The sequence below is a fragment of the Streptomyces sp. NPDC054841 genome, assembly GCF_053611045.1.
In genome coordinates this window covers 19,747-41,888 of sequence record NZ_JBSGZO010000028.1, presented here as the reverse complement: position 1 = coordinate 41,888, position 22,142 = coordinate 19,747, and the positions used below count along the sequence as shown (strand labels likewise).

Sequence of the window (22,142 nt, the reverse complement as noted above, 5' to 3'; positions counted from 1 at the left end):
CGTCGCATCGAGCCCGATGCGACGTGGCGGCTACGCCGCTGACCAGCGACGCCAGACGCTCTGAGCGTCCTGTGGGCGTAGCGGTTGGCGAGGGGCGACTGCCTCGGACACCAGATGGTTGACCGCGCGGCGCATCGGCTCGGGCATCGGGGTGTGTTCTATCCGAGGGCCCGGTCTCACCATGGCCCCCGGGGCCCGGGTGGCGTTCGTCGACCACGCCGCCGGGCCCGGCGGGCAGGCCGGTCAGTTCTGGGCCGGCATCACCCGGGTCACCTTGCCCTTCAGGTCGGCATCCAGGTAGCCGGTGACGTGGTCGTCGGCGAGATAGACGGCCAGTCCCAGCGGGGTGTCGAACGTGTCGTCGGCAGGGCGGACCAGGACGTAACGCATGGTCGGTCGCTTCACGTTCAGGTCCTTCTCCGCCCGCTTCAGCAGGGCGGGAAGGACGTCCCAGTCGAAATCGTCCAGGCTGAACGGGCGTTCGCCGCCGATCAGCGCGCTGCTGATGATGCCCTTCTGGACGCCCTGGCCCGGGCGGTAGGTGTAGCTGTCGTACTTGGTGTCGCTGCCCTTGACCATGATTTCCGCGGACACGTAGTCCCGGTAGACGGTGAAGTCGCACGCGCGGTCCGTGCCGGTCGTGGCCTTGATCTCCTTCACCGCCGTCCGGATGCCGTCCGGGGTGAGCAGATCGGTCTTCGCGTCGGCCTGGGGCGCCGGCGCCGCGCGGGACGCTGTGGGCAGTACGGGAGTCGGGTCCTTCGTCCTGGCCGGGGACGAGCCGGGTGGATTGGCTGCCGTCTTGCCGTCCTTGCCGCCTCCGTCCGGCAGCACAGTCCACACCAGGACTCCTGCCAGCACGGTCCCGGCGACGGATGAGGCGATCGCGACCCGGCGCTTGGCACGGCTGCCGGGGCGCGGCGGCGTCGGCCGTGTGGGGCCCACCGGGTAGGGGGTCGGCGGCCCGGCCGGAGCGGGCACGGCGTCGTGCGGAGCCGACGGTCCGAAGCCGACCGGCGGCCCGAAGCCCGCCGGCGGTCCGAACCCGGCCGGTGCGACCGGTGCGACCGATGCGGAGGGTGTGGAGGGTGCGGTCGTCGGCCCCGGCGGAGGGGCCAACTGGTACGAGGTGGCCCCGCCCGGCCCGCGCGCCCCGTCCGGAGCACCCGGAGCACCCGGAGCAGTCGGAGGATTCGGAGCTGTGTCCCGGCCCGCGGCCGCTTCCGCGAGCATCCGGTCGGCGCTCTCCGCGTCCGCCCGGCCGGCCGGGTCCTTGACGAGCACGGTGCTCAGGAAGCCGGTCAGCACTCCGGCCTGGAGGGGAGGCGGAAGTTCCTCGCTCAGGAGGGCCGCCAACGTCGCGAGGGTGGTTCCCCTGCGCAGCGGGTGATGCCCCTCGACGGCGACGTACAGCATCATCGCCAGCGACCACAGGTCGGAGCCCGGGCCGCCTTCGTCGCCGGAGATGCGCTCGGGCGCCATGTAGTCGGGCGTGCCGATGACGGATCCGGTCGCGGTCAGGGCGGTCGACTCCCTGATGGCCGCGATGCCGAAGTCGGTGAGGACGGGACGTCCGTCGGGCCTCATCAGGACGTTGGCGGGCTTCACGTCCCGGTGCTGGATGCCGACGTCGTGCGCGGCGCGCAGCGCGGCCAGCACCTCGCGGCCGATCCGGGCGGCCTCGACGGGAGCCAGCGGCCCCTTCCCGAGCCGGTCCTGGAGCGATCCGCCGGTCACCAACTCCATGACGAGCCACGGGTAGGTGTGTTCCCCGCCGTCCACCACGTGGTGGATGGTGACCACATTGGGGTGGTCGACACGGGCGAGCGCCCGTGCCTCGCGCAGCACCCGGGCCCGGAGCATCGCCGCGCCCTGCGGGTCGTACTCGGCAAGACCCGGATCGGGCGGCCGTACCTCCTTCAGCGCCACGGCCCGGTCCAGGACCAGATCGCGCGCCTGCCACACCATGCCCATGCCGCCGCCACCGAGCCGCGCCTCCAGCTCGAAGCGCCCGTCTATGACCCGTCTGCCGGATTCCCCGTCGCTCATGGCCGGGAGCCTACGAGATGCCGGTGACACGGGCCCGCGCAGGTGGCTCCAGCGCCTTTGGGCCGGGGCGTTCGTTCCCTGCTCGGCCTTCGCGCCGCACCGGTACACGGGCCGCGGGGGCAGGTTGTGCCGGGGTTGGTGAGGTCGTTGTCCTGTCCCGGCGAACCCTGCGAGGTCCGGGTCGAGGTTGCGAGTGACGCTGCCAAGTACGCCTCACCCATGCCCGGCAGCGGCGGCGTCAGCACCGGGGCGCGGATGAGATCCGGTCGCAGCCGGGCGATCGCGACCGCGATCCGGCTACCGATATCGTGTCCGGCGACCACCGGCCGGAGCGGGCACGGCTCTTGGTTCAGCATCGTCCGGTCATCCGGCCGGGGCCGCCCCGTCGACGTCCCGGGGCAGCAACGGGTGCACGAAGTCCCCTTCGGCACCGGGCAGTTCATGGCGACGTATCAGCCAACCATGATCCACCGACCAGGATCGCATCGACGACAGTCCCTGGATCGCGGATTGCGCTGGGGCTGCGTGACGACGAACGTTGCCGTGGACTCCGGTGCGGTGCGGCTCGTCACCGGTGCGGTCTGCGGCGGGCGGGGGCCAACGGCGACGGCTCCCAGAGCAGGCGCACGCCGGTGGCGCGGGCGATGGCGCGCAGGTGGGGGCCCGTGTTGCCGATGAACCAGATCGGCCGGTCCGCGTGCGGCCATACGTAGGCCGGTACGCCGTCGTCCAGCAGGGCTGTCAGCCGCGGCTGGTTGAGCGACGCGGCCGAGAACTCGTAGAGTGCGGGCAGCCGTGGGGCGATCACACCGTAGTCGAGCATGCGGGCGAGGGCGTGTTCGTCGAGGACGGTTTCCTCGATGGGCGTGGTGACCGGGTATTGGGGTGGGAAGGACCGGCCGAGGTCGAGGAACATCTTGACGGCCCGGTGGCGCGGGTCGGCCATCAGAGGACCGAGGGCGGCCAGCCGGCCGAGCGCGAGGCGCGGCTGCACGAGCATCGCGTGGGTGAACAGGACGCGCAGCAGTGCGACGTTCATCATGAATCGCTCCACCCGCATCTCGCCGGCGGCCAGATCCTCGTGCTGCAGGTAGCCTGCGACGATGCTGGCGTTGTGTGCGCGGTACCAGCGGCCGGGTCGGGGCGTGCGGATGAAGTCCATCCAGTATTCGACGCTGCGGGCGCTGGCTGTGCCCGAGGCCCCGGCGGACAGCAGATGGGCCTCGGTCTTGTCCCGCAGCAGCCGTTCGTTGACGGCGCGCCACCAGGCACTGCCCGGCGGGTCGGAGGTTTCCGGTGCGAGCACGCCACGGGCGAGTGACCAGCGCATGAAACTCAGCTCTGCGTAGCCGTACCGGTGGCGGGCTCCCGTGGCGAGCCGGTAGAACTCCTGCGCCAGCGCGTAGCGTCCGGCCGCATCGTCTCGCACGCGCGCGACCCGTTGCTCCGCACGCGAGGCCGCGTCAGTCACGAGTGCTCGATCGGATCGGCATCATGCGGCGACCTCGAGGATTTCAGGACCGGAGCTCGGCGAGGCTGGCGCACCTTGGTGCGGAACGCGGGATCATGCTATCGCGGCGTGGATGAATCGCATGAGTTGGTGCCGGTTTCTGCGGGTTTGGTGCGTCGGATCGGGGGCCCTTGCGTTCTCGAGGCCGGTGAGGTCTGCGAAGTCGTCGAAGTCCGCGAAGTCGTCGGGGCCGCGGAGGTCGTCCCGCTCGGGTCCGGCGGGATGGAGAGGTTGTTCGGACCAGATGGTCGTGCCGTCGTCGGCGTTGGGTGCCCCAGCGCTGGGCGAGCTGGGCGGTAAGGGTACGGGCGCGGCCGCGACAAACTGTCCCATGGCGGACCACACCTCCCGAGGGCTCGACACCATGACGGTCCCGAGGCCTCGGGAGGTGGTGGTCCGCGGCTGGCTGACCGTGCTACGCCGCTGCCCACTCAGACCGAGGCCGGCCAGCGTATGGAGCTTGTCGGCGGTGAGCTTGGCACGCCTGCTCTTCGTGTTCGCCAGGAACGTCCCGAGCTTGGCTTCCGTGCCGTCTTCCAGCCGCTCTGGGTGGGCCCTGGGGACTGTCGCGGAGCCGGTGCCGCCGTGTGCACCAAGGGCTGCGCAGCCCAGGGCGATGCGGTTATGGCCTGTTGAAGGTCAGGCAGTTCAAGTGGTTGAGGGTGTCGTCCAGGCAGATGTACAGGAAGTCCGCTCCGCCGACGACGTCGGCGGGGACGGTCACGGAGATGTCGATCGATTTGCCGCACACCGGCTTGGTGGTGCGTTCGCTCAGTCGTGTGTAGTTGGGGCCGCCGTCGGAGCGGTAGGCGGCAACGTAGGTCAGGCGGCAGCTCGATGTGCTGACCGACTTTTGTTCCCCGGTGAGCTGGACTGACCTGTTGTACCAGGTCAGGGTTCCCTTGGTGTAGGTCTGGCCGTAGGGGACCGCGTACTGACTCGTCGGATAGGTGGCAGCGTTCGCGTGCCCGACGGGCAACAAGGACAGGACCGCGGTTGCGAGTGCCAGAGAAATGACGCGTCTGTTCGCAGCGAAAGCCATGGATCCTCCGTGAGTTGATGAACAGCCCGGCTGGGCTCGGACGCCGGTGTTGCTGTCGACAGCCCTATGTTGCCCAGTCGAGTCCGAGGGCGGCGAGTTGCTGGAGCTTGTCGGTAGTGATCGGGCAGATGCTCGGCCTGGCGTGACGCGTGCCCGTCTCCCGGGCGGGCGGGCTGATTTGCGTTGGCCCTGGGCGGATGCGCCTTGTGAGAACCGTGGCATGGGAATCTGGACCGACGCTTTCATCGCGCCTGCGCAGCCGACCGCTCTTTCCCTGGAGGCCTTTGGCGTCCCCGTGGTCGACCTCGCGCGCCAGCGTGTGGTCCGTACGCCCTGGTCGCTCATCGCAGGCGAGCTTTGTGTCAATGCCAGCCTGAACCGGGGCAGCGTCAGCGGGCAGGCCCGCTGGGACCACCCGGTCCCGGGCACGCTGCTCTGCTCGGACGAGATCCCGGAGGAGTTTCGCAACAACGACCCGCCGCCGTGGGGCGACTCGCACGAACGGGCCCGGCTGCTCGCGTGGTGAGGCGATCCTCGATGTGCTGCCGGCCCTGCGTCAGGCGCCGTACGGGCAAGAGGATGTCGCCGTCGTCTTCGACTGCCTCGACTTCAAAAACCGGGGCGCGGAACAGTGGTGGCAGGCAGGCTGCCACAGCCGCCCCACTCGCAACCGACACCCTCACGCACGCGTCGCACAAGACATGCAACGCGAATGGCTCTTCTCGCTCATCCCGCTGACGCTTGGCGTGGTCTTCCTCAGCTTCGGCGTGTACGGACTCCGCCGCGCCAGCGCGCTTCGTCGCACAGGTGTCACCGCACAGGGTCGGATCGTCCGCCATGAAGTCAGCCGAGGCGACGAAGGCGCCACGTTTTACCATCCGGTCGCCGCCTGGACGACCCGGGACGGCCGCGAGTGCGAGTACTCATCCAGGTTTGGCCGCGGTTCCGTCGGAGGCGGCTTCGGCGTGGGGACCTTGGTCATGGTCCGATACGATCCGGAAGATCCCCGCCGGTTTGCGATCCAGGGCTGGGACGTAGCGACGGTCGATCTGCTGTTCACCGTGTTGGGGTCGGTGTTCACAGCGGGCACGTTGGTGGTGTTGCTCGTCCGGTTGCTCACTCTCTGACCGCAGCCGACTCTCGTCGTGCTCGTCCGGCCGGGTGGTGAGATTCACCGGAGAAACGATGCTGCCGTCGTGCTCGTCAGCCGTCTGGGGGAGGGGCGCCGCCTGGCCGGATGGGGTGCCAGCCGGTGCGGTTGGTCCAGCACAGCCGCTGTCCGTCGGGATGATGGCGGGGGCGGGGTGCCAGTCGAGCACGGCTCCGGTTCGAGGCAGTGCTCGAGCCGGCACGTGCCACCGGTTCGCCGCGAAGAAGTCCAGCAGAGGTCAGGCGTTCCACCATTCGTCGGTGCCACAGCCGACTTCGTAGTGCCACCATCCTTCCTCTTGCCCTCGGGTCAGAAGGGCCTTGATCCCGGCGTAGTCCGCGCCTGCCGGTGCGGTGAAGGCCACCATCGGGAAGTCCTCACCGAAGACCTCGCCTCCGAGCCCGAACGCCGAAAGGCGCTGATGCACCGCCTGCGGACTGCGCCCCAGGGGACCGGTGGGCACGGACACAACACGGATCGTGCAGTTGCCGGAGGAACTGACCCGCCCGACAGCCCAATGAAACCCATCGGAGTCGGTCTGGTACCGCACTACGTCGCCCTCGGCCACCCCGTCCTGAAGAAAGGGGGCGTTCTGCACACGGGCTGTGTCATCACCGAGCTTCGTCGCCCACAGGCCCTCGGTGTCCTGCGCGAACCACCCCTCGCGAGGGACGAACCGGAACCAGACCTTGATCTTCTCGACCACGTTCTCCATGACGGCCATCATGCCGACCGGCAAAAGTACCCCTCACCGGGTCTGAGCCGGGCGATCAACCGTCGCTGTCACGAGGCAGCCGGAGGTTGAAGACCACGCCCTCGATGCGCCCAGGAGCCGTCGCCATGAGGGCAGGCGGCCTCGAAAGGCTGATCGCGGGGCGTCAGGGCAGTGCGACCTCGCCCGCGTGGACGGCACGCATGGCGCGCTCGACAGTCTCCCGATTTTCGCCGACCGGAGCCACGTAGTCGATGACGTCGCGTGCGGCGTCCTCGCCGAGCGTTCGGGTGATCACCCACGTGGCGAGATACTGGGACGCCAGGCATCCGCCCGCCGTAGCGATGTTCCCCTCGGCGTGGAACGACGCGTCCAGCACGGTGACGTCGCAGGCTTCGACAAAGGGCCGGCTCTTCATGTCCGTGCAAGCCGGCATGCCATCCAGCAACCCGAGCCGGGCGAGCACCAGCGCGCCGGAGCACTGCGCACCGATCAGCTGTCGCGAAGGGTCGAGCAGCAGCCTGGAGATCCCGGTCGTCGGCGACCACGTCGCGTGTCTGCACTCCGCTGCCGATCAGCACGACGTCGGCTTCGGTCACGAACTCCATCGGGCGCTGCCCGGTCACCTCGACGCCGTTCATCGACGTGACCACCGGCGTCGGCGTCGTGATGAAGGCTGACCAACTTCTTTAGTTAACCCTAGTGTTGTGCATGCATGGTCGTGTGCGTGGAGTTGCTGCGTATGTCCAAGGCTGCGAAGCGTCTCGGGATACACCCGATGACGCTTCGCCAGTGGGCGTTGGACGGCAAGATCCCGTTCACGTGGGTTGGCCGTGAGCGCCGTTTCTCCTCCGTGGACGTGAAGAACATGAAGCGTGGTAGCGACTCCTCAACCGCCCGTCCGCGCCTGGAGTTGCTGTATGTGCGCGTGTCCGGCTCGTCCGGGCAGGAGTTCTCTCTGGGGGCACAGGAGGCCGAATGCGGGCCACCTCGACCGGTGAGATCGTCAAGGTCGTCCGGGACCGTGGCTCGGGCCTGAAGGAGAACGGCCGGGTCTCAACCGGGTGTTGGCGATGGTGTCGGACGGCTCGGTGACCGTGGTCCGCGTCACCCATGAGAATCGGCTGGCCCGCTTCGGGGTGGGCTGGCTGAAGCGGCTGTTCGCCGTGTACGGGGTCACTGTGGAGGTGCTGCACCCGAAGAAGCCCTCTGCTTTCGGGAAGATCTTGGTCGATCCCCTGGATAGCAGAGGCCCCAGAGCATTTCACGCCCCCTTGACACCGTCTCCGGGACCCTAACTTCGCGGCATTGGGTCATCGCCGCCTATGCCCAGCTCCGCCTCGCACGGCCCTGGCCACCGATCTCCGCAGGCCCTGGAGAAGCCGGCTGGGCCTCAGAGGATCGACACCAGGCTTTGTTACGGGTGCGTGTTGCCTGCCGTGTTGCTCGCGTTTGTCGAGGGACGTACGTCCCCGGCGGTGGGTCTGGACACCCGGTGGGGGTGTCCAGGCCCCGGCCGGCATCGGTGGCCGAGTCAGGCGGCCGGGCTCACGTCTGCACTCCCCGCCGTCTTGTCTGCAGTCGTGTCGTTCTCGTCCTGTGCCCCGGACGCTGTGGGCAGCTGCGGCGCGGGCGGAGTGCGGACCAGCAGCGCGACGAGCACGGCCAGTACGCCCAGCACCGCGCTGACGCCGAATCCCCACCGGACACCCGTGGCCAGCGCGCCGGTGGTGCTCGCGCCATTGGCTGCCGCGGCGGCAGCCTGCCCCGACATGACGCTGACGACCAGGGCGGTGCCGGCTGCGGCCGCGACCTGTTGCAGCGAGCCGAGGATGGCCGAGCCATGGGGGTAGAGGTGCGGCGGCAGCACGGACAGGCCGGAGGTGAAGACCGGGGTGAAGATGAACGCCAAGCCGGCGCTCAGGGGCACGTGCAGGGCGAGCACCAGCCACGGCGAGGTCTGCTCGCCGACGAGGGCGAACAGCGCCAGGCACAACGCGGTCACCACGGCGCCGGGCACGACCAGGCGTGGCGCGCCGAGCCGGTCGTAGAGCTTGCCGACCTGCGGCCCGAGCAGACCCATCGCCAGGCCACCGGGCATGAGCAGCAGCCCGGTCTGCAGCGAGGTCAGGCCGCACACGTCCTGCAGGTACATCGGCAGCATGATGAACGCGCCCATCAGCGCCATGAACGACAGACATATCAGGGCGAGCGTCACGGAGAAATGGCGGAATGTCAGGGTGCGCAGGTCCAGCAGTGGCGCGGAGGAGCGTTGCAGCGAGAGCTGCCGCCACATGAACAGGCCCACCAGCAGGGCACCAGCCAGGGTCGTGGCCAGCGGCGGTACGGGGGCCTGGGCGGCGTCCCCGGCGCCGAGCTCGCTCAGGCCGTAGACGAGGGCGCCGAAGCCCAGTGCTGCCAGGAGGACGGACGGCCAGTCGATCGGGCTGATGCGCGGCTCACCGATGTTGACCAGCTTGCGCAGGCCGAAGACGGCCATGGCCCCGGCGATCGGCAGCACCGCCAGGAACAGCAGCCGCCACGACCCGAGCTGCAGCAGCACACCCGAGACCGCCGGGCCCAGGGCCGGTGCGACGGAGATGACGAGGGTGACGTTGCCCATGACCCGGCCGCGGTCCTGCGCAGGCACGAGGGTCATCAGCGTCGTCATGAGCAGCGGCATCATGACGGCGGTGCCGCTGGCTTGGATCACTCGGGCGGCCAGCAGCACGCCGAAGGCGGGGGCGGCTGCGGCGAGGGCCGTGCCGGTGAGGAACAGTGCCATGGCCAGGCCGAAGGCACTCCGGGTCGAGACGCGCTGGAGGAACCAGCCCGTCACCGGGATGACGACGGCCATGGTGAGCATGAACGCCGTTGACAGCCACCCCGCGGCCGTTGCGGTGACCTCGAACTCGCGCATGAGCCGCGGGATCGCGTTGACCATGATCGTCTCGTTGAGGAGGACGACGAAGGTCGACAGCACGAGGATCCGCAGCACGACGGTGACGTGGGTGGGTGACAGCGTGGGCGCTGCGTGTGGTTGGGACATGGTGCCTTCCGTCATGGGGGTGTCCTGCGCAGGTGGTGGGTCACACCGGTAGACCGCGGTGGTGTTCAGAACTCATCGAGGATGCCCCGATCCTCTCCGGGACCACTGACAACGTTCAAACCAATTTGCCGACGCTGATCGGCATGTGGTCCGTGTCACGGCCGCGGTCCTACCTGGACCGACCCGGCATGAACATTTACGCCCTCTTCTTTCCGCTTGCATCAAGTGTCCCGGCCCATCAGCACGCGGCAGGGGCCCGCCCCCGTTCTCCGCGGATCCCGGGCCGGCGTAACCGGCCCGTTCGTCACCGCGCCGACGAGGCTCTGGGACGTTCCCGGGGAGGGCTGAACTGCAAGATTCATCTGGCTGGTGAGGGCGGGCGCCGCTCGCAGCGTGCCGGTGTACCGCCGCGGGTAGCACTGTGAGGTGGCGAAATCAAAGAAGCGTCGTCCCCAGTCCCAGTTGCGGCTGACTCGGCAGAAACTGGCGGACGGCTTAACCGGGCCCGCACAGACCCGCATACGCCTGGCTCGGCCCGAGGAGAGCCAGAGTTCGGCGCACTGCTTCAGGCGGCTACCGGCGACGTCGAGCAGACCCATATCGAGGCGGTGGCCGCAGGCACGTGCGGACAGTGGCTGCTGGAGGGGCTGCTGGGCGTCGACCGGGGGATGACCGAACCGCTGGCACGTGCAGCCGCCAGCGGCCGTCTTGAGGAGGCTGCCCTGGCACTGACGCTTCCCCTGGTCGCACAGGACAGGGACGGCGAGCTGGTCGGCGCACTCCTTGCCCTTCCACCCGGCATGGTGTTCCAGACCGTCAGCGAAGCCGGCTACGAACAGCACGCCCTTCTGTCCATGCTCAAGTACACCAAGATCAAGGCCCTCGCGGTTGCCGAGGACGCCCGCGGCCGGGGCCTGGGCGCGGCCTTGCTCAAGCGTTGTACCCAGCTGTACTGGCAGCTCGACTTCATGCTGCTCTACGGGGAATTCGAGACCAGCCGGGCTCTTGAGCCGTTCTACGCAAGGCAGGGGTTCACGGTGCTGAAGCCGGGAGAAACCACCGACATCGGCTACGTCCTGACCGGCCGGCTGATCGGGCTGGGAGCCGGGCGGGGAGAGCAACTCTTCTTCCGCTGGAACAGGAACTGATACCACGGCGCCCTCGACGCCTCGCCAACGCACGACACTCTCACGGTCACGGCGGGCGGCCGACGGCCCGCACAGGCCGCTTGCGCCGAAAACGGACTCGGGATCCAGCACGTCGCACACGGCGTCGGCCAGGTCGGCGGGCAGCGGCATCGCGGGCAAGACGCTGTGGACCCTCGCACGGGCGGTGATCCGCACCTGCTGTGGTGGGGCGATCTGACTACCGTCCGATCACCACCGGCACTCGCCTGCTCCTTGGGCACCAGCGGGGCAGCGCAGCTTCAACCAGCACGACCTTGCCGTGACCGCGACAGCCCTTCCCACCGCCTACCAGCGCCCGCTCTTCCCGACGCAGCCCTTCGCTGTGCCCCGCTGACCGGCAGCCGGCGGTGCAGGTCCCTGTCAGGCTTTGAGGCATCGGCCGATGACGGAGACGCCGATCATGCCTTTGCTGGCTGATCTGGCCGCGAGGTGCTTGGGCAGGGGTTTGGCGTTGCCGAGGACGAGCTGCCAGGAGCTGGAGGTGAGGATGGCGAGGTCCTGCACGGGGTCTGTGTCGCCGATGAGTTTCCAGCCGCGGCCCTTGAGACGGTTGGTCATCTGGAGCAGTTCGGGCCGGCCGGGGACGTGCGGGGTGAGGACCAGACCGTTGGCGTGGCAGAGCTGGTCTTCGCGGGTGATCTGCTTCCCGTCTTCCAGGAAGCGGATGCGGTCTTCACCGATGCCTTCGGCGGCGTGGTGAATGTCGCTCAGGATCTGCTCCATGGACTTGTGGGCCGCGGGCGGCGAGGCCTTCGCGGCCGGCGTGGGCGAGGTTGTCGTGGAGCGGGCCGGTGCCGCTGCTCCCTCTCCTGTGCAGCCGGCGAGCAGCATGGCCACGATCGCGGTGGCCGTGGAATGTCTGAACCGTGTCAAAGTCCCACCCCTGGGTGTTGCGGACCTGGTACGGAGCGCCAGGTCAGAAGGGGGAGTGTGCCAGTGCGGGGCCGCCCCCGCACGCGTGTAGCCAGGCCTCCGCGCGGCCGGTTGCGGCGGGTGGGCCAGGGCGGGGGCACCCCGTAGCCGCTTCACCTCTGCGCTGCCGGGACGCGGCCGGCCCGCCGACAACGCGACTGATCGCCGACCGGGCCCTGGCCGCCCGTGTGATCAGAAGGGTTCTCGGCCGGCCTTCCGCTCCCGCGGGCAAACCGCATGGACAACTCGCCTTTTCTCCCCGTAGGTTCCGCGAGCGTCCGCCGCTCGGATGGATGTCGCAAACCTGTGGGGGGTTGTCTTTCAATGTCCACGTTTCCCGCGTTCACGCCCAGACCCGAGTTCCGGGTGCCGGTGCCGACCGGACTTGCCGCGGCGACCTGTGTGCTGCTCGGCCTGGCCATGCTGGCCGACGTGTTCGCGGTCATCACGGGAGCGCAGTACTACCGCCTTTTGGGCGGTTTCGGCGAGGAGGGGTTCCATACGGTCGGCCTCGAGGAGGTGGAGGGAGTCGAGCGCCTCTACAGCATCGCGGGAGTGATCCAGACCATCACTTTCCTGATGTGCGCGATCGTGTTCATCCTCTGGTTCCGGCAGATGCGGGAGAACGCCGAGCTCTTCGCGCCCGACGCTCACAGCAAGGCTCGGCACTGGGCGGTGTGGGGCTGGATCCTGCCGGTCGTCTCTTTCTGGTTCCCGCGCCGCATCACCCTGGACATCTGGACGGCGAGCGAGTTGCGGCGCGACGTGCCCGACGCACCGCGCACGCCGGTGACCATCGTCAATGTGTGGTGGACGGTGTGGGTCTGCGACATGATGCTGACCAATCTGGCCTCCCGCTACTACACCCGTGCCGAGGAGGCGGATCCGGTCAAGGAGGCAGTGGGACTGACGATGGTCGCCGACGTCCTCGACATCGCCGCCGGTGTGCTTGCCATCTTCGTCGTGCGCAGGCTCACCCGGATGCAGCTGCGCAGGGCGACGTGGACCGGCCACGACAGCCCGGCCGAAGCTTCCGAACAGCCCGCGTAGGCCGTGTCGGCCAGGACCACGCGCGCCGTACAAGCTCGCTCAGACGCCTTCGGCACCCTCGTGCCCGCACCACATGTCCAGACGCAGCACATGCCAGCCCAGCCACCTGGGCAGCTCCTTGAGGAACGCGGTCTCCTCGCTCCCGCACGGGATCCAGCAGCCATAGCCGTCGCTCGGTGCGGCCGCAGTGCGGGAGGTTCGCTCGTCAGCGTCGCCGCGCTCGAGCCGGTGGCTCGCCGCGGCCCGAGCGCGGCTGCCCCTCGGCGCCTCCGACACCGTTGCCGGGCCGCTGTCGGCGTCCCCGGGCAGCACGGGGTAGGCGGTGCGCAGCAGCTTCAGGGCTGCCGTCTGGTCGGTGCGGCTGTGGCCGGTGACGGGACCTGCGGCCACGAACCGGGGCGGGTAGTGCCTGCCTTGGGCGGCCTGCTCCTTCTCCAGCTTGGCCACGATGTGCCCGGGCGCGGCGATGACCGCCCGGGGGAGTAGGAGGGGCCGGTGGCATCCCCGATGTCGCTGAAGTAGTCGCGGCGCCGAAAAGCAGCAGACGTGCCGCCATGTGCGCCGACTCAGCCTCGAAGTCGCTCTCCATCCGCGCGCAGGTCTCGGCGACCGCGCGCGACCACCACACCGTCAGCTCCGCATCCGACCAGGCCGACGGGCTTTCGTACCCCTCGCCCCGGGTCTGCGGCGCGGGGAGGCGGGTGACGTCCACGACGCGCGCCCCGGCCAGCACCCGTCCCGCGCGAGCAGGCCGCCAGCCACACCCCGCAGACCAGCTGCCACACATCGACTTCCGGCTGCCGCTCGTACCGTGCGGGCATCGGGCGGACTTCCCGGCGACCGCAGCCATTATCTCGGCCAGTACGCCCCGCTCCGGGCTACCGGCCGTGCGGCGCACGGGCACCGTTGTAGGCGTCGACCTATGGGCAGTCGGCGGCGTACCCGGCCAGGACTCGGCGAAGCTGGCGGCCCGCTCCTTGCGAGCCTCCGCCAGCGCCCGGGCGTCCTTGGACAAGCTTGCGGTCCCTGCGGGCCCGCTTGAGCCAGGTGGCGAACTGCTCCTCCTGCCCGGACGGAAAACCGGGCCGGGTCCGTCTCTGCGTCTATCCGTCTGGCGGCCTGGTGCTTGTCCCAGATCATGCCGAGGGCGTCGAGTTGGTGAGGTGGTGCGGCCGGCCACGGCGCCCCCTTGCCGGTCGGGCGCCACGGCGCTTACTTCAGACGCAGAGTGTGGCCTTCAGCACGGTGTTGATGGCGAGGGCCTCGGTGTCGCTCACCTCGTGCTGGCTGTTGCTGAACCGGGCTTTCGCGCTGGCGTCTGCGTTCCCGCCACCGGTGATGGTCGAGCACTGATTGCGGGCGTTGTCGAGGGCCTTGTCCTCGTCGGCGACGAGCGCCGGGTTGATGGCCTTGAGGGCGGCGAGGAGCGCGGTGCGCTCGGCCCCGGTGGGCTCGGCCGGGATGCCGGCGGCCTTCTCGACGTTGCTGTTGTCGGCCGTGTCCTGGGTGATGGGCGCGGGCTTGGGCTCGTCTTCGGCGGATGAGCAGCCGGTGAGGGCGATGAGGGCGATGAGGGCGGCGGCCGCGAGGGTCGCCGCGGTGGTGCGGGTGTTCCTGTGTCCCCCAAGGACGTTGCGTGATGAGAGGGGCCACCATGGCGGATCCGAGACGCGGGCGTCCGGCAGTTGTGGTGACCCTCAGCCCTGGGTATGCAGGCGAAGGCTCGTCCAATTCGGGGAGGGGTATGGCCATCTGGGATGCGATTCAAGCCGTGAGTGGCGCTCTGAGCACCGTAGTTGTGATCTTTGCCTGCGTGTATGCCGCAGGACAGGTGCGTGAAGCCAAGCACACGCGCGCGCTTCATTCGCTAGTGACCATTCACCAGGAGTATCAGGCGGAGCCGTTGAGGAAGGTGCGCAGGCGTCTCCGGATGGGTGAGTTAGACGCTGCCGCTCTGGGTGAGGAAGACAGGGAAGCCCTGGAAGATCTTCTCCAGAAGCTGGAGCTTGTGGCGTTCCTGGTCAGCCGGAGGCTCGTGGCGCTGGAAGACGTGATTGCTCTGTTTCCCAGCGTTCCCGCGATCGTGTCGAAGGTCCGGCCGTACATCGATCAGCGTCGGCTCACCGAGGTTACCTATGCCGAGAACGCGCTGCGCTTGGCGGCCCAGTATCCCTGACACAGCGAAGGCCCCTAGAAAGCGCCGTTCACGAGTGGACGTGAACGAAGCCACAACCGGTGCGCCCGAACCGCCATGAGCCGCCTAACGCCGGAGCCCAGCCCCAAGCCGTCCACGACGTCCGGGCCGCCGGCGGGCACGACATCATCGGTGTTCTCGCCGAGGCCGGCGTCACCTTTTGGGCCGACAAGGGATACCAGAGTGCCGGAGGCACGGTCCGACGAAGTCTCACTGGAGTACCAGAGCCGGAACAGGATCGGACAACTCGACATGCGGCGACGTGTTCCGGGCGCAAGAATGTACATCACCGACTCGTTCGGCTCGTGACGGCTGTTCGTGACGCGTCACGCATTCTTGCGTCCGATAGCAATTTCATGCGCAACACCGGGCCAGTTCGAAGCATCTTGCGGTTCGCTACCGAATTCAGCGATCCCGGTGCCGCATTCTCTGTCAGCTACCAAACGATTTTCGGGCTGAGCACGAAACCCGAACGGAGGTGGCGTACCGCTACGACGGCCAGGGGGGCCTCCTGGACCAAGCTCGGCCGCCCCGCACACTCGATCGCCGCCGCCACACGGTGGAGCTCACAACTTCCCCAACGTGAGTCAGACCGAAGGACGCCTCGAAATCATAGACACGTGGTGGAAGTGACTCACCACTAAGCAGCGAAGTACAGCAACCACAGTGTCCCAGCATCAGAACCGCCTGGGTTGCGCGCTGCGACGGCTCCCTATGTGGTGTGGAACCGATGACAGAGAGGCAGAGACCAGCGCGACACCGAAGGGAAACGCTCATGGCTTTCGCCTGGCAGGCACGACACGTTCAGACCGCCACCCAGTACCAGACGCTGGTCGACACGCTGAAGGCGCAGAACTTCCGTCCCCTCGACCTTAACGGCTACAGCATCAACGGAGCGGACCACTTCGCCTCGGTGTGGGAGCAGTCGCCAGGGCCAGAGTGGGTGCTCCGACACGACCAGACCAGCGACCAGCACAACGCACTCTTCAGCACCCTCCCCAGCCAAGGCTTCCGCCCCATCACCGTCAGCCCATACGACAGGGGCGGAACAGCGCGATATGCCTCACTCTGGTACAAGGTCGCCGGTCATGCTTTCGATGCCCGGCATGGGATGACGCCGACTCAGTACCAGACGACGTTCGACCACCTCAAGGCACACGGGTTCCGCCCGGTCGACGTCTGCGGCTACACCGACGGTGGACAACTCCGGTTCGCTGCCATCTGGGACAAGTCCCCGATGCCCGAATGGGTCGCTCGACATGGCATGACCCCGGGAAAATTCCTGGCCGAACGCGGACACTGGGAGGCGCACGGCTTCGTGCTTTGGCGGGTCAGCGGCTATCCGGATTCCGGCGGGACACGGTACGCGGCAATCTGGATCAAAGGCGGACCCGAGGTCACCTGGCAGGCAAACCAGAACTTGACTTCCGCCTCGTACCAGTCGGAGTTCGAAGCGCTCAAGGCGCGAGGGTTCCGACCGGCCAAGGTCAATGGCTTCACCTCCGACGGCGCGACCCAGTACGCGGGGATCTGGCACAAACCCTATCTGTCCGACGATGACGAGACGTTCATCAGGAACACCATGACGACCTTCATGACCACGCACAGTGTGCCGGGCGCGTCCGTGGCTGTGAGCAACAAGGGCCGCCTGGTCTTCGCCAAGGGATACGGCGTGACCGACCCGGCCACGAACGTACCCGTCGCGACCAGTCACCTGTTCCGCATCGCCAGCGTCTCCAAACCGATCACCGCAGTCACCGTCTTCCGGCTGATCGAACGCGGACTGCTCAATCTGGGCGACCGAGTCTTCGGCCCGACCGGGCGGTTGGGCACCACGTTCGGCATGCAGCCTTATGCCCCGAACATCGACCAGATCACCGTGCAGCACCTCCTTGAGCACACCAGCGGCTGGGCCCATTCGCAGGACCCGATGTTCAGCCACCTCACCATGACACAACGTGAATTGATCGACTGGATGCTCAGCCACAACAGCATGACACCTCCCACCTTCAACGCCCCCCTCACCCATGTGCCAGGGACGACCCACGAGTACCTGAACTTCGGCTACTGCCTGCTCGGCAGGGTGATCGAGGCGGTGACCGGACAGACCTACGCGGAAGCCGTCCGGCAGAACCTCCTCGTGCCCTGCGGCATCACCGACATGCACATCGCCGGCGACACCCTCGCCGACCGGCGGAGCAACGAGGTCGTCTACACCCCGCAGGGGAGTGCGGTGAGCCCGTACAGCTTCCGCGTCTCCCGCATGGACGCGCACGGAGGCTGGATCGCCTCAGCGACCGATCTGATGCGGTTCCTGGTACGCGTCGATGGTTTCTCCAGCAAGCAGGACATCCTGACACCCGCATCGATCACCACCATGTCCACGCCGACGACCGCGGTTGACACCAGCGGCGGCACCGTCGCATATGCCAAAGGCTGGAAAATTCACTCCAGCGGGACCCGCTGGCACGACGGCGACCTGGATGGCACGACGGCGATCTTCGTCCGCACCGCGGATCAGATCGGATGGGCTGTGCTGGTCAACTCGCGCAACGACAACAACCTCGACGGGATGCGGACCGACATCGACCAGCTCAGGCGTACGGTCACCGCGCGCATCACCGACTGGCCCGCAACCGATCTGTTCTGATGAGCCTGGCGGTGCTCACCCGGAGAGTGGACACTCGGTCGGCAAGTGGTCTTCGAGGTGGTTGGGTTGCTTCGGGCCTGGCGATCTGGGGGTGCGGGTGCGGGATGGCGCGGCCGAAGCCGTGGCAAGTTGACGACGAGCTGTGGGCGGTGGTCGAGCCGCTCCTGCCGAAGGAGGAGCGTCGAACCCTGCATCCCGGGCGCAAGCGGCATCCGAACTACCTCGCCTGCAACCGCGCCATCGCCCAGGATGCCGCCACCTGCTTCCCGAACACCGTCACCTGTAAGGCCGCTCACGCTCTGGCCTACGCGGCCCTCGGTCGCCGCTACCGCGCCCGCCTGAACGCCCCACGTCAGCCGGCCTGGAAGACGGGACAGCGCGCCTGGAAGGACCTTCAACACCCCGACGACGGAGTGGTCCGCTTCGAGCATGACCACTACCCCGAGCCCTCTCCTACGCCACTCTGCGTACCGTCATCCGCTTCTGCACTCAGCCGACCCCACCCCTGGGGCGACACCATGTCCCGCGCACGCGAGGCCTCGAAGGCTCCGCCCTGCCCGCCCAACTCGCCCTGGTGCACTGCACGTACGGCACTTCGTGACGGCGTTGCGCCCGTCCGGTGCCGCCGCCGACAGGTGCCCAGTCGCCGTTGCTCTCTACGCCCACGCCAGGCGCCGGCGATTCATGGCGTTGCCGAAGGACGCGCATCCCCTGCTTGTCTCCCAGCACACCCACCGGCCGCAGGCTCCCAGGTATGCAGCACTCTGCTGCCCCGTCAAAGAGCACGCTCTCGAGCGCCCCGGCCCCGACGGGTCCTCCCCAGTGTCAGCGTTCAGCGTCCTCTGGAGCTGACCGTCTGCAGGTGCCCAGCCCAGAAGAGGCCTGGTTCCGGCGAGCCCTGTACATTTTCCTCGCCTCCGACTGCCCTACAGGCTGATCCAGGGGCCCAGGGATGCGCCCCATGGACCGGGCGGGGTTCGGGGAGAGCCGCGGAGGCTGCGGGCAGGACAGGGCTGGCGCGAGAGCGGAGGTGCGGGAGAAGTGGTTGCGCAACGCGGTGGTAGGGCGGGAGACGGGGAGCATGGTGCTGACTTGCAACTTGGGCTCGGCAGCTGGCTGGCAGGGCTCAAGGCCGGCGCGTACGCGGTGGACGCCGACGGCGCCGTCGTCGCGGTGAACAGCGAGGCCGAGGCGTTGCTGGCTCACAACGCCGAGGACCTGCTGGGCCGGGATGCGCATGATTTCCTCCACCGGGACGGCAATGGGATGACCATTCCCAGGAGCCAGTGCGCGATGATGGACGCTTTCATCGCCCGACGCACCCGGCAGGAGGATCTGGGCTACTTCGAGCGCGGTGACGGGACGTTGCTGGCGATGTCCTGGCTGACGACCCCCTTGCGCATCAGTGCCGACGAAGTGGGCGCCCTGGTGGTCTTCCACGAGCGCGATTCCACCGAGCCGTCGCTGCAGGCCCCGGCCCTCACCATGGAGCTGCTGTCGGAGCTGGAACGTCTGGCTCTCTTGGCCGAGACCACCACCCAGCTCACCTCCACTCTGGATGCCGACGAGGCGCTGGACCGTCTGGTTCGGCTGGTCGTTCCTCTGCTGGCGGACTGGGCGGTCGTCGACCTGATCAGCGACAACGACGAGGTCTGGCGCACCGTGGTTGCGCACGAGGAGGGCGGCCGCCTGGTGCGCCGCAAGGACTTGGAGGGAGCCATGCCGCCGGTTCCCCAGGCCTCTCCCCAACCGCTGTCCCGGGCGCTGCGGGGAGCGGGGTCCACCCTGGCGACGCCCGAGACGTACCACGGCCCGCCCGACTCCGGCATTGCCGTCGAACAGCGCAGGCTGTTCGACGGCACGCACATGCACTCTGCGGTCATCGCGCCCATCCGCGGCCTCCGAGAGGTCCTCGGGGCTCTGACCCTCGGCAGATCCGACCGTCCAGAATCCTTCACCGGCGCTGACATCCCGCTGCTGGAGGACATCGCCCGCCGCGCTGGCCTGGCACTCGACAACGCACGTCTTTACCAGCGCCAGCGCAAGGTCGCCGAGACCATGCAGCGTCACCTGCTGCCCCAGATGCCCCGTGTACCGGGCCTCGAGATGGCCGCCCGCTACCTGCCGGCGCCCCACGCGTCCCAGGTCGGCGGCGACTGGTACGACGCCTTCTACCTTCCTGACCAGGCCCTCGCCCTGGTCATCGGCGACGTCGTCGGGCACGACCTGGACGCAGCGGCCGACATGGCCCAGCTCCGCAACATTCTGCGGGCCTATGCCTGGTCGCAGCAGGAACCGCCCAGCGTCGTGGTCAGCCATGTCGACGAAGCCGTTTCCCGCATCTCCGAGGTCGAGATGGCCACCATGATCCTCGGCCGTCTGGAGACGGACGGCATGGGGCAGTGGACGCTGCGCTGGACGAATGCCGGCCACCCGCCGCCTCTGCTGGTCACGTACGACGGCCAGAGCCACTACCTCACGGACGGGCACGGCCTCCTTCTCGGCACCCACGTCAGCATTCCCCGCGAGGATGCAACGGTCGTCCTGCCGCCGCTGTCCACTCTGGTGCTCTACACCGACGGCCTGATCGAATCGCCCGGCCGTTCTCTCGACGACGGCCTGGAGAGGCTGCGCCGGAATGCCGCCTCTCTGGCCCACCGGCCCCTGGAGGGCTTCGCCGATCTCCTCATGGAAAGAGCGCGTCCCGAGGACAACGACGACGACGTCGCCCTCCTGGTCGTGCGCGTTCCTTCGCAGGACGGGCCGCCCACCTGACCCCGCGCCAGTGGGGGATACTTCGCAGGCCCGGTTGTCTGTAAGCACTTTCCGATTCCAGCAACCGCTTGGTCAGCTGCTGCAGCAGCCCGCCCTCGCCAACTGCAGGACCTCAGCCTGGGCCCGGTTCACCAGCTCGTCGATCAACTGGTCGTCCACGGCCTTCGCCGACACAGCCGCTGCCGACTCGACAGCCTCGTGCTCGGTCACGTTCTCACTGGTCATCGATGCATCGTCCGTGACCGGGAGTTACACCGAACGATTGGCTCTGTTCCGTAGTCGGTGGTGACGGTGCGTTCTCCTCTCCGTAGTCGGTGGTGACGGTGCGTTCTCCTCATTGCAGGAGGATGCGGTGACGGAGGAGGTCGAATCCTGCTCGGCCGTGCATCTGCCGCATGATCTTCTTGGTTCGGGCATTGACGCCCTCGGTCCGGCCGTTGTGGTGGGGCAGGGTGAGGCCGGCGTTCACGGCGGCGCGGTCGAGTTCGAGGCCGTTGCAGAAGCTGTGCAGGTGGGGCAGGCCAGCGGTGCGGACTGTGGCGATCCACTGGGTGAGCTTGTCGTCGTTGCCCTGGGCCGGGGTCAGGAACGCGGCGAACTCGCCGGTGAGTCGGGCGAGTTCGGTCATCTCCGGGCACGCTGCGGTGAGGAGGCCGAGCAGGTCGGTGTCCTTGGTCCACAGGTGCTCGGGGTGGGTGAGCAGGAGCCGGGCGACGCGGCGGGGGGTTGCCACGGGGCGGTCGCCTTCGGCGCGGCCCTGATTGAGGTAGCGGACCAGCAGGTTGGCACTGCTGGTATAGCCCAGTTCCCTGATCTCGTGCAGGAGGTGCGTAACGGGAACGGCCGGGTTGTCGGACCGGCGCCGGCGCAGGTGGTCGCGGTAGGGGTCGACAAGGGTGGGCCGGTAGCGGGGGGCGATGCGATCCGCGGGCGGTTCAGGGATGCGGGCGTAGCGCTTGACGGTATTCAGGGCGAGGTTCAGTCTGCGGGAGCAGTCGAGCAGGCCGACGCCGGAGTCGAGGAGGGCGTGGACTTTGTGCCAGCGCTCGCGGGTGGTCTGCTCGCGGACGCCGCCGGGCCGGGGCGGGTTGACGGTGGCCCAGCAGGGGGCGTGGGCGCGGACCTCGGCCAGAACTTTGTCGCACAGGTTCCGCCACAGATGCCAGCGGTCGCTGACCTGCACCGCGTCGGGCAGGGCCCGGCGGATCGCCTCGGCGTAGGTGGCCGAGCCGTCCCGGCACACGACTTCGATCCCTTTCTGCCCGCGCAGCCACGCCTCCAATGTGGCGGCTTCGCGGTCGGGCAGGACATCGACGCGTACCCCGGTCTCGGCTACGAACCGATACGAGCATTGCTAAGTCTTTACCGTCAGTGCGCCCTCTTCGAGCCCCCCAAGCACATCTCCCACCCGTGCTCCGCACCTGTGCCCACGTCCATGTACCGACGTCGCCCCCTCTGCAGCCGCAGCGGGGGCGCTCTTCGCGCTGACGCGCTAGCGTGGGGCGCGCTGATGATTCGTCACACATGATGCGGGGGTGCTCGGTGCCGGACGAGGTGTGGGTGGGTCTGGCGGAGGCCGTGCGCGGTGTCCGTGCCGAACTGCAGGCAGCGATGGCCGCCGGGCAGGGAGAGCCGTTGCAGTTCGAGGTGGGCCCGGTGGAGCTGGAGTTCGCCGTCGACGTCCGCAAGGAGAAGGCGGGGGACGCGACGGCGAAGGTGTTCGTCTTGTCGCTCGGCGGGAGAACTAGTCGGGCCACGGCGGACTCCCACCGGATGAAGATCACTCTGCAGCCGACCGATGCCCAGGGCAATCCGGCGAAGGTCAGCAGTCAGGTCGATGAGCTGCCCCCGGAGTAGCGGCC

General features: G+C 68.4%; 18 protein-coding genes and 6 pseudogenes. 13 read left to right on the top strand and 11 right to left on the bottom strand.

Going from position 1 to position 22,142, the window contains the following annotated elements; genetic code table 11:
- Positions 1 to 243: 243 nt before the first annotated feature.
- From ACWGI8_RS06760 to ACWGI8_RS06745, 4 genes are all read right to left on the bottom strand, one after another.
- A complete protein-coding gene (locus tag ACWGI8_RS06760; RefSeq protein WP_453659030.1) occupies positions 244 to 2,049 on the bottom strand; it encodes a protein kinase domain-containing protein in 1,806 nt (601 codons plus the stop codon).
- Positions 2,050 to 2,617: 568 nt separating this feature from the next.
- Positions 2,618 to 3,478 carry a hypothetical protein gene (locus tag ACWGI8_RS06755; RefSeq protein ID WP_453659029.1) on the bottom strand — a complete coding sequence of 287 codons (861 nt, stop codon included), beginning with the start codon at positions 3,476 to 3,478 and terminating at the stop codon, positions 2,618 to 2,620.
- A gap of 135 nt (positions 3,479 to 3,613) precedes the next feature.
- Entirely contained in the window at positions 3,614 to 3,892 is a 279-nt protein-coding gene (locus tag ACWGI8_RS06750) for a hypothetical protein (protein ID WP_453659028.1), read from the bottom strand.
- 289 nt (positions 3,893 to 4,181) lie between these two features.
- Positions 4,182 to 4,601 carry a hypothetical protein gene (locus ACWGI8_RS06745; RefSeq protein ID WP_453659027.1) on the bottom strand — a complete coding sequence of 140 codons (420 nt, stop codon included), beginning with the start codon at positions 4,599 to 4,601 and terminating at the stop codon, positions 4,182 to 4,184.
- Positions 4,602 to 4,821: 220 nt separating this feature from the next.
- Between ACWGI8_RS06745 and ACWGI8_RS06740 the strand changes: the two genes are divergently transcribed.
- Together ACWGI8_RS06740 and ACWGI8_RS06735 are read left to right on the top strand one after the other, a co-directional pair.
- A complete protein-coding gene (locus ACWGI8_RS06740; RefSeq protein ID WP_453659026.1) occupies positions 4,822 to 5,127 on the top strand; it encodes a hypothetical protein in 306 nt (101 codons plus the stop codon).
- 13 nt (positions 5,128 to 5,140) lie between these two features.
- Positions 5,141 to 5,728, top strand: coding sequence for a DUF3592 domain-containing protein (locus ACWGI8_RS06735; RefSeq protein WP_453659025.1), 588 nt, complete (start codon positions 5,141 to 5,143; stop codon positions 5,726 to 5,728).
- Positions 5,729 to 5,989: 261 nt separating this feature from the next.
- Here ACWGI8_RS06735 and ACWGI8_RS06730 read toward each other — a convergent pair whose 3' ends face one another.
- Both ACWGI8_RS06730 and ACWGI8_RS06725 read right to left on the bottom strand, forming a co-directional pair.
- Positions 5,990 to 6,478, bottom strand: a complete 489-nt coding sequence (locus ACWGI8_RS06730; protein WP_453659032.1) for a DUF4265 domain-containing protein — start codon at positions 6,476 to 6,478, stop codon at positions 5,990 to 5,992.
- A gap of 151 nt (positions 6,479 to 6,629) precedes the next feature.
- A pseudogene (locus ACWGI8_RS06725) lies at positions 6,630 to 7,140 on the bottom strand (AraC family transcriptional regulator); the annotation flags it as partial.
- A gap of 38 nt (positions 7,141 to 7,178) precedes the next feature.
- Between ACWGI8_RS06725 and ACWGI8_RS06720 the strand changes: the two are divergent.
- Positions 7,179 to 7,502 (top strand): excisionase family DNA-binding protein, encoded by a 324-nt coding sequence (locus ACWGI8_RS06720; RefSeq protein ID WP_453659024.1) that lies wholly within the window; start codon positions 7,179 to 7,181, stop codon positions 7,500 to 7,502.
- 495 nt (positions 7,503 to 7,997) lie between these two features.
- Here the strand turns inward: ACWGI8_RS06720 and ACWGI8_RS06715 are convergent, their stop codons facing one another.
- Complete coding sequence (locus tag ACWGI8_RS06715; RefSeq protein ID WP_453659023.1) at positions 7,998 to 9,512, bottom strand: DHA2 family efflux MFS transporter permease subunit; 1,515 nt, start codon at positions 9,510 to 9,512, stop codon at positions 7,998 to 8,000.
- Between the two features lie 233 nt (positions 9,513 to 9,745).
- On the opposite strand from ACWGI8_RS06715, the pseudogene ACWGI8_RS06710 reads away from it, so the two are divergent.
- A pseudogene (locus ACWGI8_RS06710) lies at positions 9,746 to 9,898 on the top strand (IS5/IS1182 family transposase); the annotation flags it as partial.
- Between the two features lie 222 nt (positions 9,899 to 10,120).
- Positions 10,121 to 10,660, top strand: a complete 540-nt coding sequence (locus ACWGI8_RS06705; RefSeq protein WP_453659022.1) for a GNAT family N-acetyltransferase — start codon at positions 10,121 to 10,123, stop codon at positions 10,658 to 10,660.
- A 399-nt stretch (positions 10,661 to 11,059) separates the two neighbouring features.
- Here the strand turns inward: ACWGI8_RS06705 and ACWGI8_RS06700 are convergent, their stop codons facing one another.
- Positions 11,060 to 11,572, bottom strand: coding sequence for a hypothetical protein (locus ACWGI8_RS06700; protein ID WP_453659021.1), 513 nt, complete (start codon positions 11,570 to 11,572; stop codon positions 11,060 to 11,062).
- 363 nt (positions 11,573 to 11,935) lie between these two features.
- Here ACWGI8_RS06700 and ACWGI8_RS06695 point away from each other — a divergent pair, with 363 nt between their 5' ends.
- Positions 11,936 to 12,661 carry a DUF4328 domain-containing protein gene (locus ACWGI8_RS06695; protein ID WP_453659020.1) on the top strand — a complete coding sequence of 242 codons (726 nt, stop codon included), beginning with the start codon at positions 11,936 to 11,938 and terminating at the stop codon, positions 12,659 to 12,661.
- A 39-nt stretch (positions 12,662 to 12,700) separates the two neighbouring features.
- On the opposite strand, the gene ACWGI8_RS06690 is transcribed toward ACWGI8_RS06695, so the two are convergent.
- Positions 12,701 to 13,108: a hypothetical protein gene (locus ACWGI8_RS06690; RefSeq protein ID WP_453659019.1), complete on the bottom strand. Its 408-nt coding sequence runs from the start codon at positions 13,106 to 13,108 to the stop codon at positions 12,701 to 12,703.
- A gap of 833 nt (positions 13,109 to 13,941) precedes the next feature.
- Between ACWGI8_RS06690 and ACWGI8_RS06685 the strand changes: the two genes are divergently transcribed.
- From ACWGI8_RS06685 to ACWGI8_RS06660, 6 genes and pseudogenes are all read left to right on the top strand, one after another.
- Positions 13,942 to 14,205: a hypothetical protein gene (locus ACWGI8_RS06685; RefSeq protein ID WP_453659018.1), complete on the top strand. Its 264-nt coding sequence runs from the start codon at positions 13,942 to 13,944 to the stop codon at positions 14,203 to 14,205.
- 200 nt (positions 14,206 to 14,405) lie between these two features.
- A complete protein-coding gene (locus ACWGI8_RS06680) occupies positions 14,406 to 14,837 on the top strand; it encodes a hypothetical protein (protein ID WP_453659017.1) in 432 nt (143 codons plus the stop codon).
- 107 nt (positions 14,838 to 14,944) lie between these two features.
- Positions 14,945 to 15,058, top strand: a pseudogene (locus ACWGI8_RS06675) (IS5/IS1182 family transposase); the annotation flags it as partial.
- 572 nt (positions 15,059 to 15,630) lie between these two features.
- Entirely contained in the window at positions 15,631 to 17,505 is a 1,875-nt protein-coding gene (locus ACWGI8_RS06670; RefSeq protein ID WP_453659016.1) for a serine hydrolase, read from the top strand.
- Between the two features lie 104 nt (positions 17,506 to 17,609).
- Positions 17,610 to 17,714, top strand: a pseudogene (locus tag ACWGI8_RS06665) (IS5/IS1182 family transposase); the annotation flags it as partial.
- Between the two features lie 883 nt (positions 17,715 to 18,597).
- A complete protein-coding gene (locus ACWGI8_RS06660; protein WP_453659015.1) occupies positions 18,598 to 20,280 on the top strand; it encodes a SpoIIE family protein phosphatase in 1,683 nt (560 codons plus the stop codon).
- A 52-nt stretch (positions 20,281 to 20,332) separates the two neighbouring features.
- Here the strand turns inward: ACWGI8_RS06660 and ACWGI8_RS06655 are convergent.
- Together ACWGI8_RS06655 and ACWGI8_RS06650 are read right to left on the bottom strand one after the other, a co-directional pair.
- A pseudogene (locus ACWGI8_RS06655) lies at positions 20,333 to 20,505 on the bottom strand (IS256 family transposase); the annotation flags it as partial.
- A 109-nt stretch (positions 20,506 to 20,614) separates the two neighbouring features.
- A pseudogene (locus ACWGI8_RS06650) lies at positions 20,615 to 21,613 on the bottom strand (ISL3 family transposase); the annotation flags it as partial.
- Positions 21,614 to 21,822: 209 nt separating this feature from the next.
- On the opposite strand from ACWGI8_RS06650, the gene ACWGI8_RS06645 reads away from it, so the two are divergent.
- Complete coding sequence (locus tag ACWGI8_RS06645; protein WP_453659014.1) at positions 21,823 to 22,137, top strand: trypco2 family protein; 315 nt, start codon at positions 21,823 to 21,825, stop codon at positions 22,135 to 22,137.
- The last annotated feature ends 5 nt before the right edge of the window (positions 22,138 to 22,142 follow it).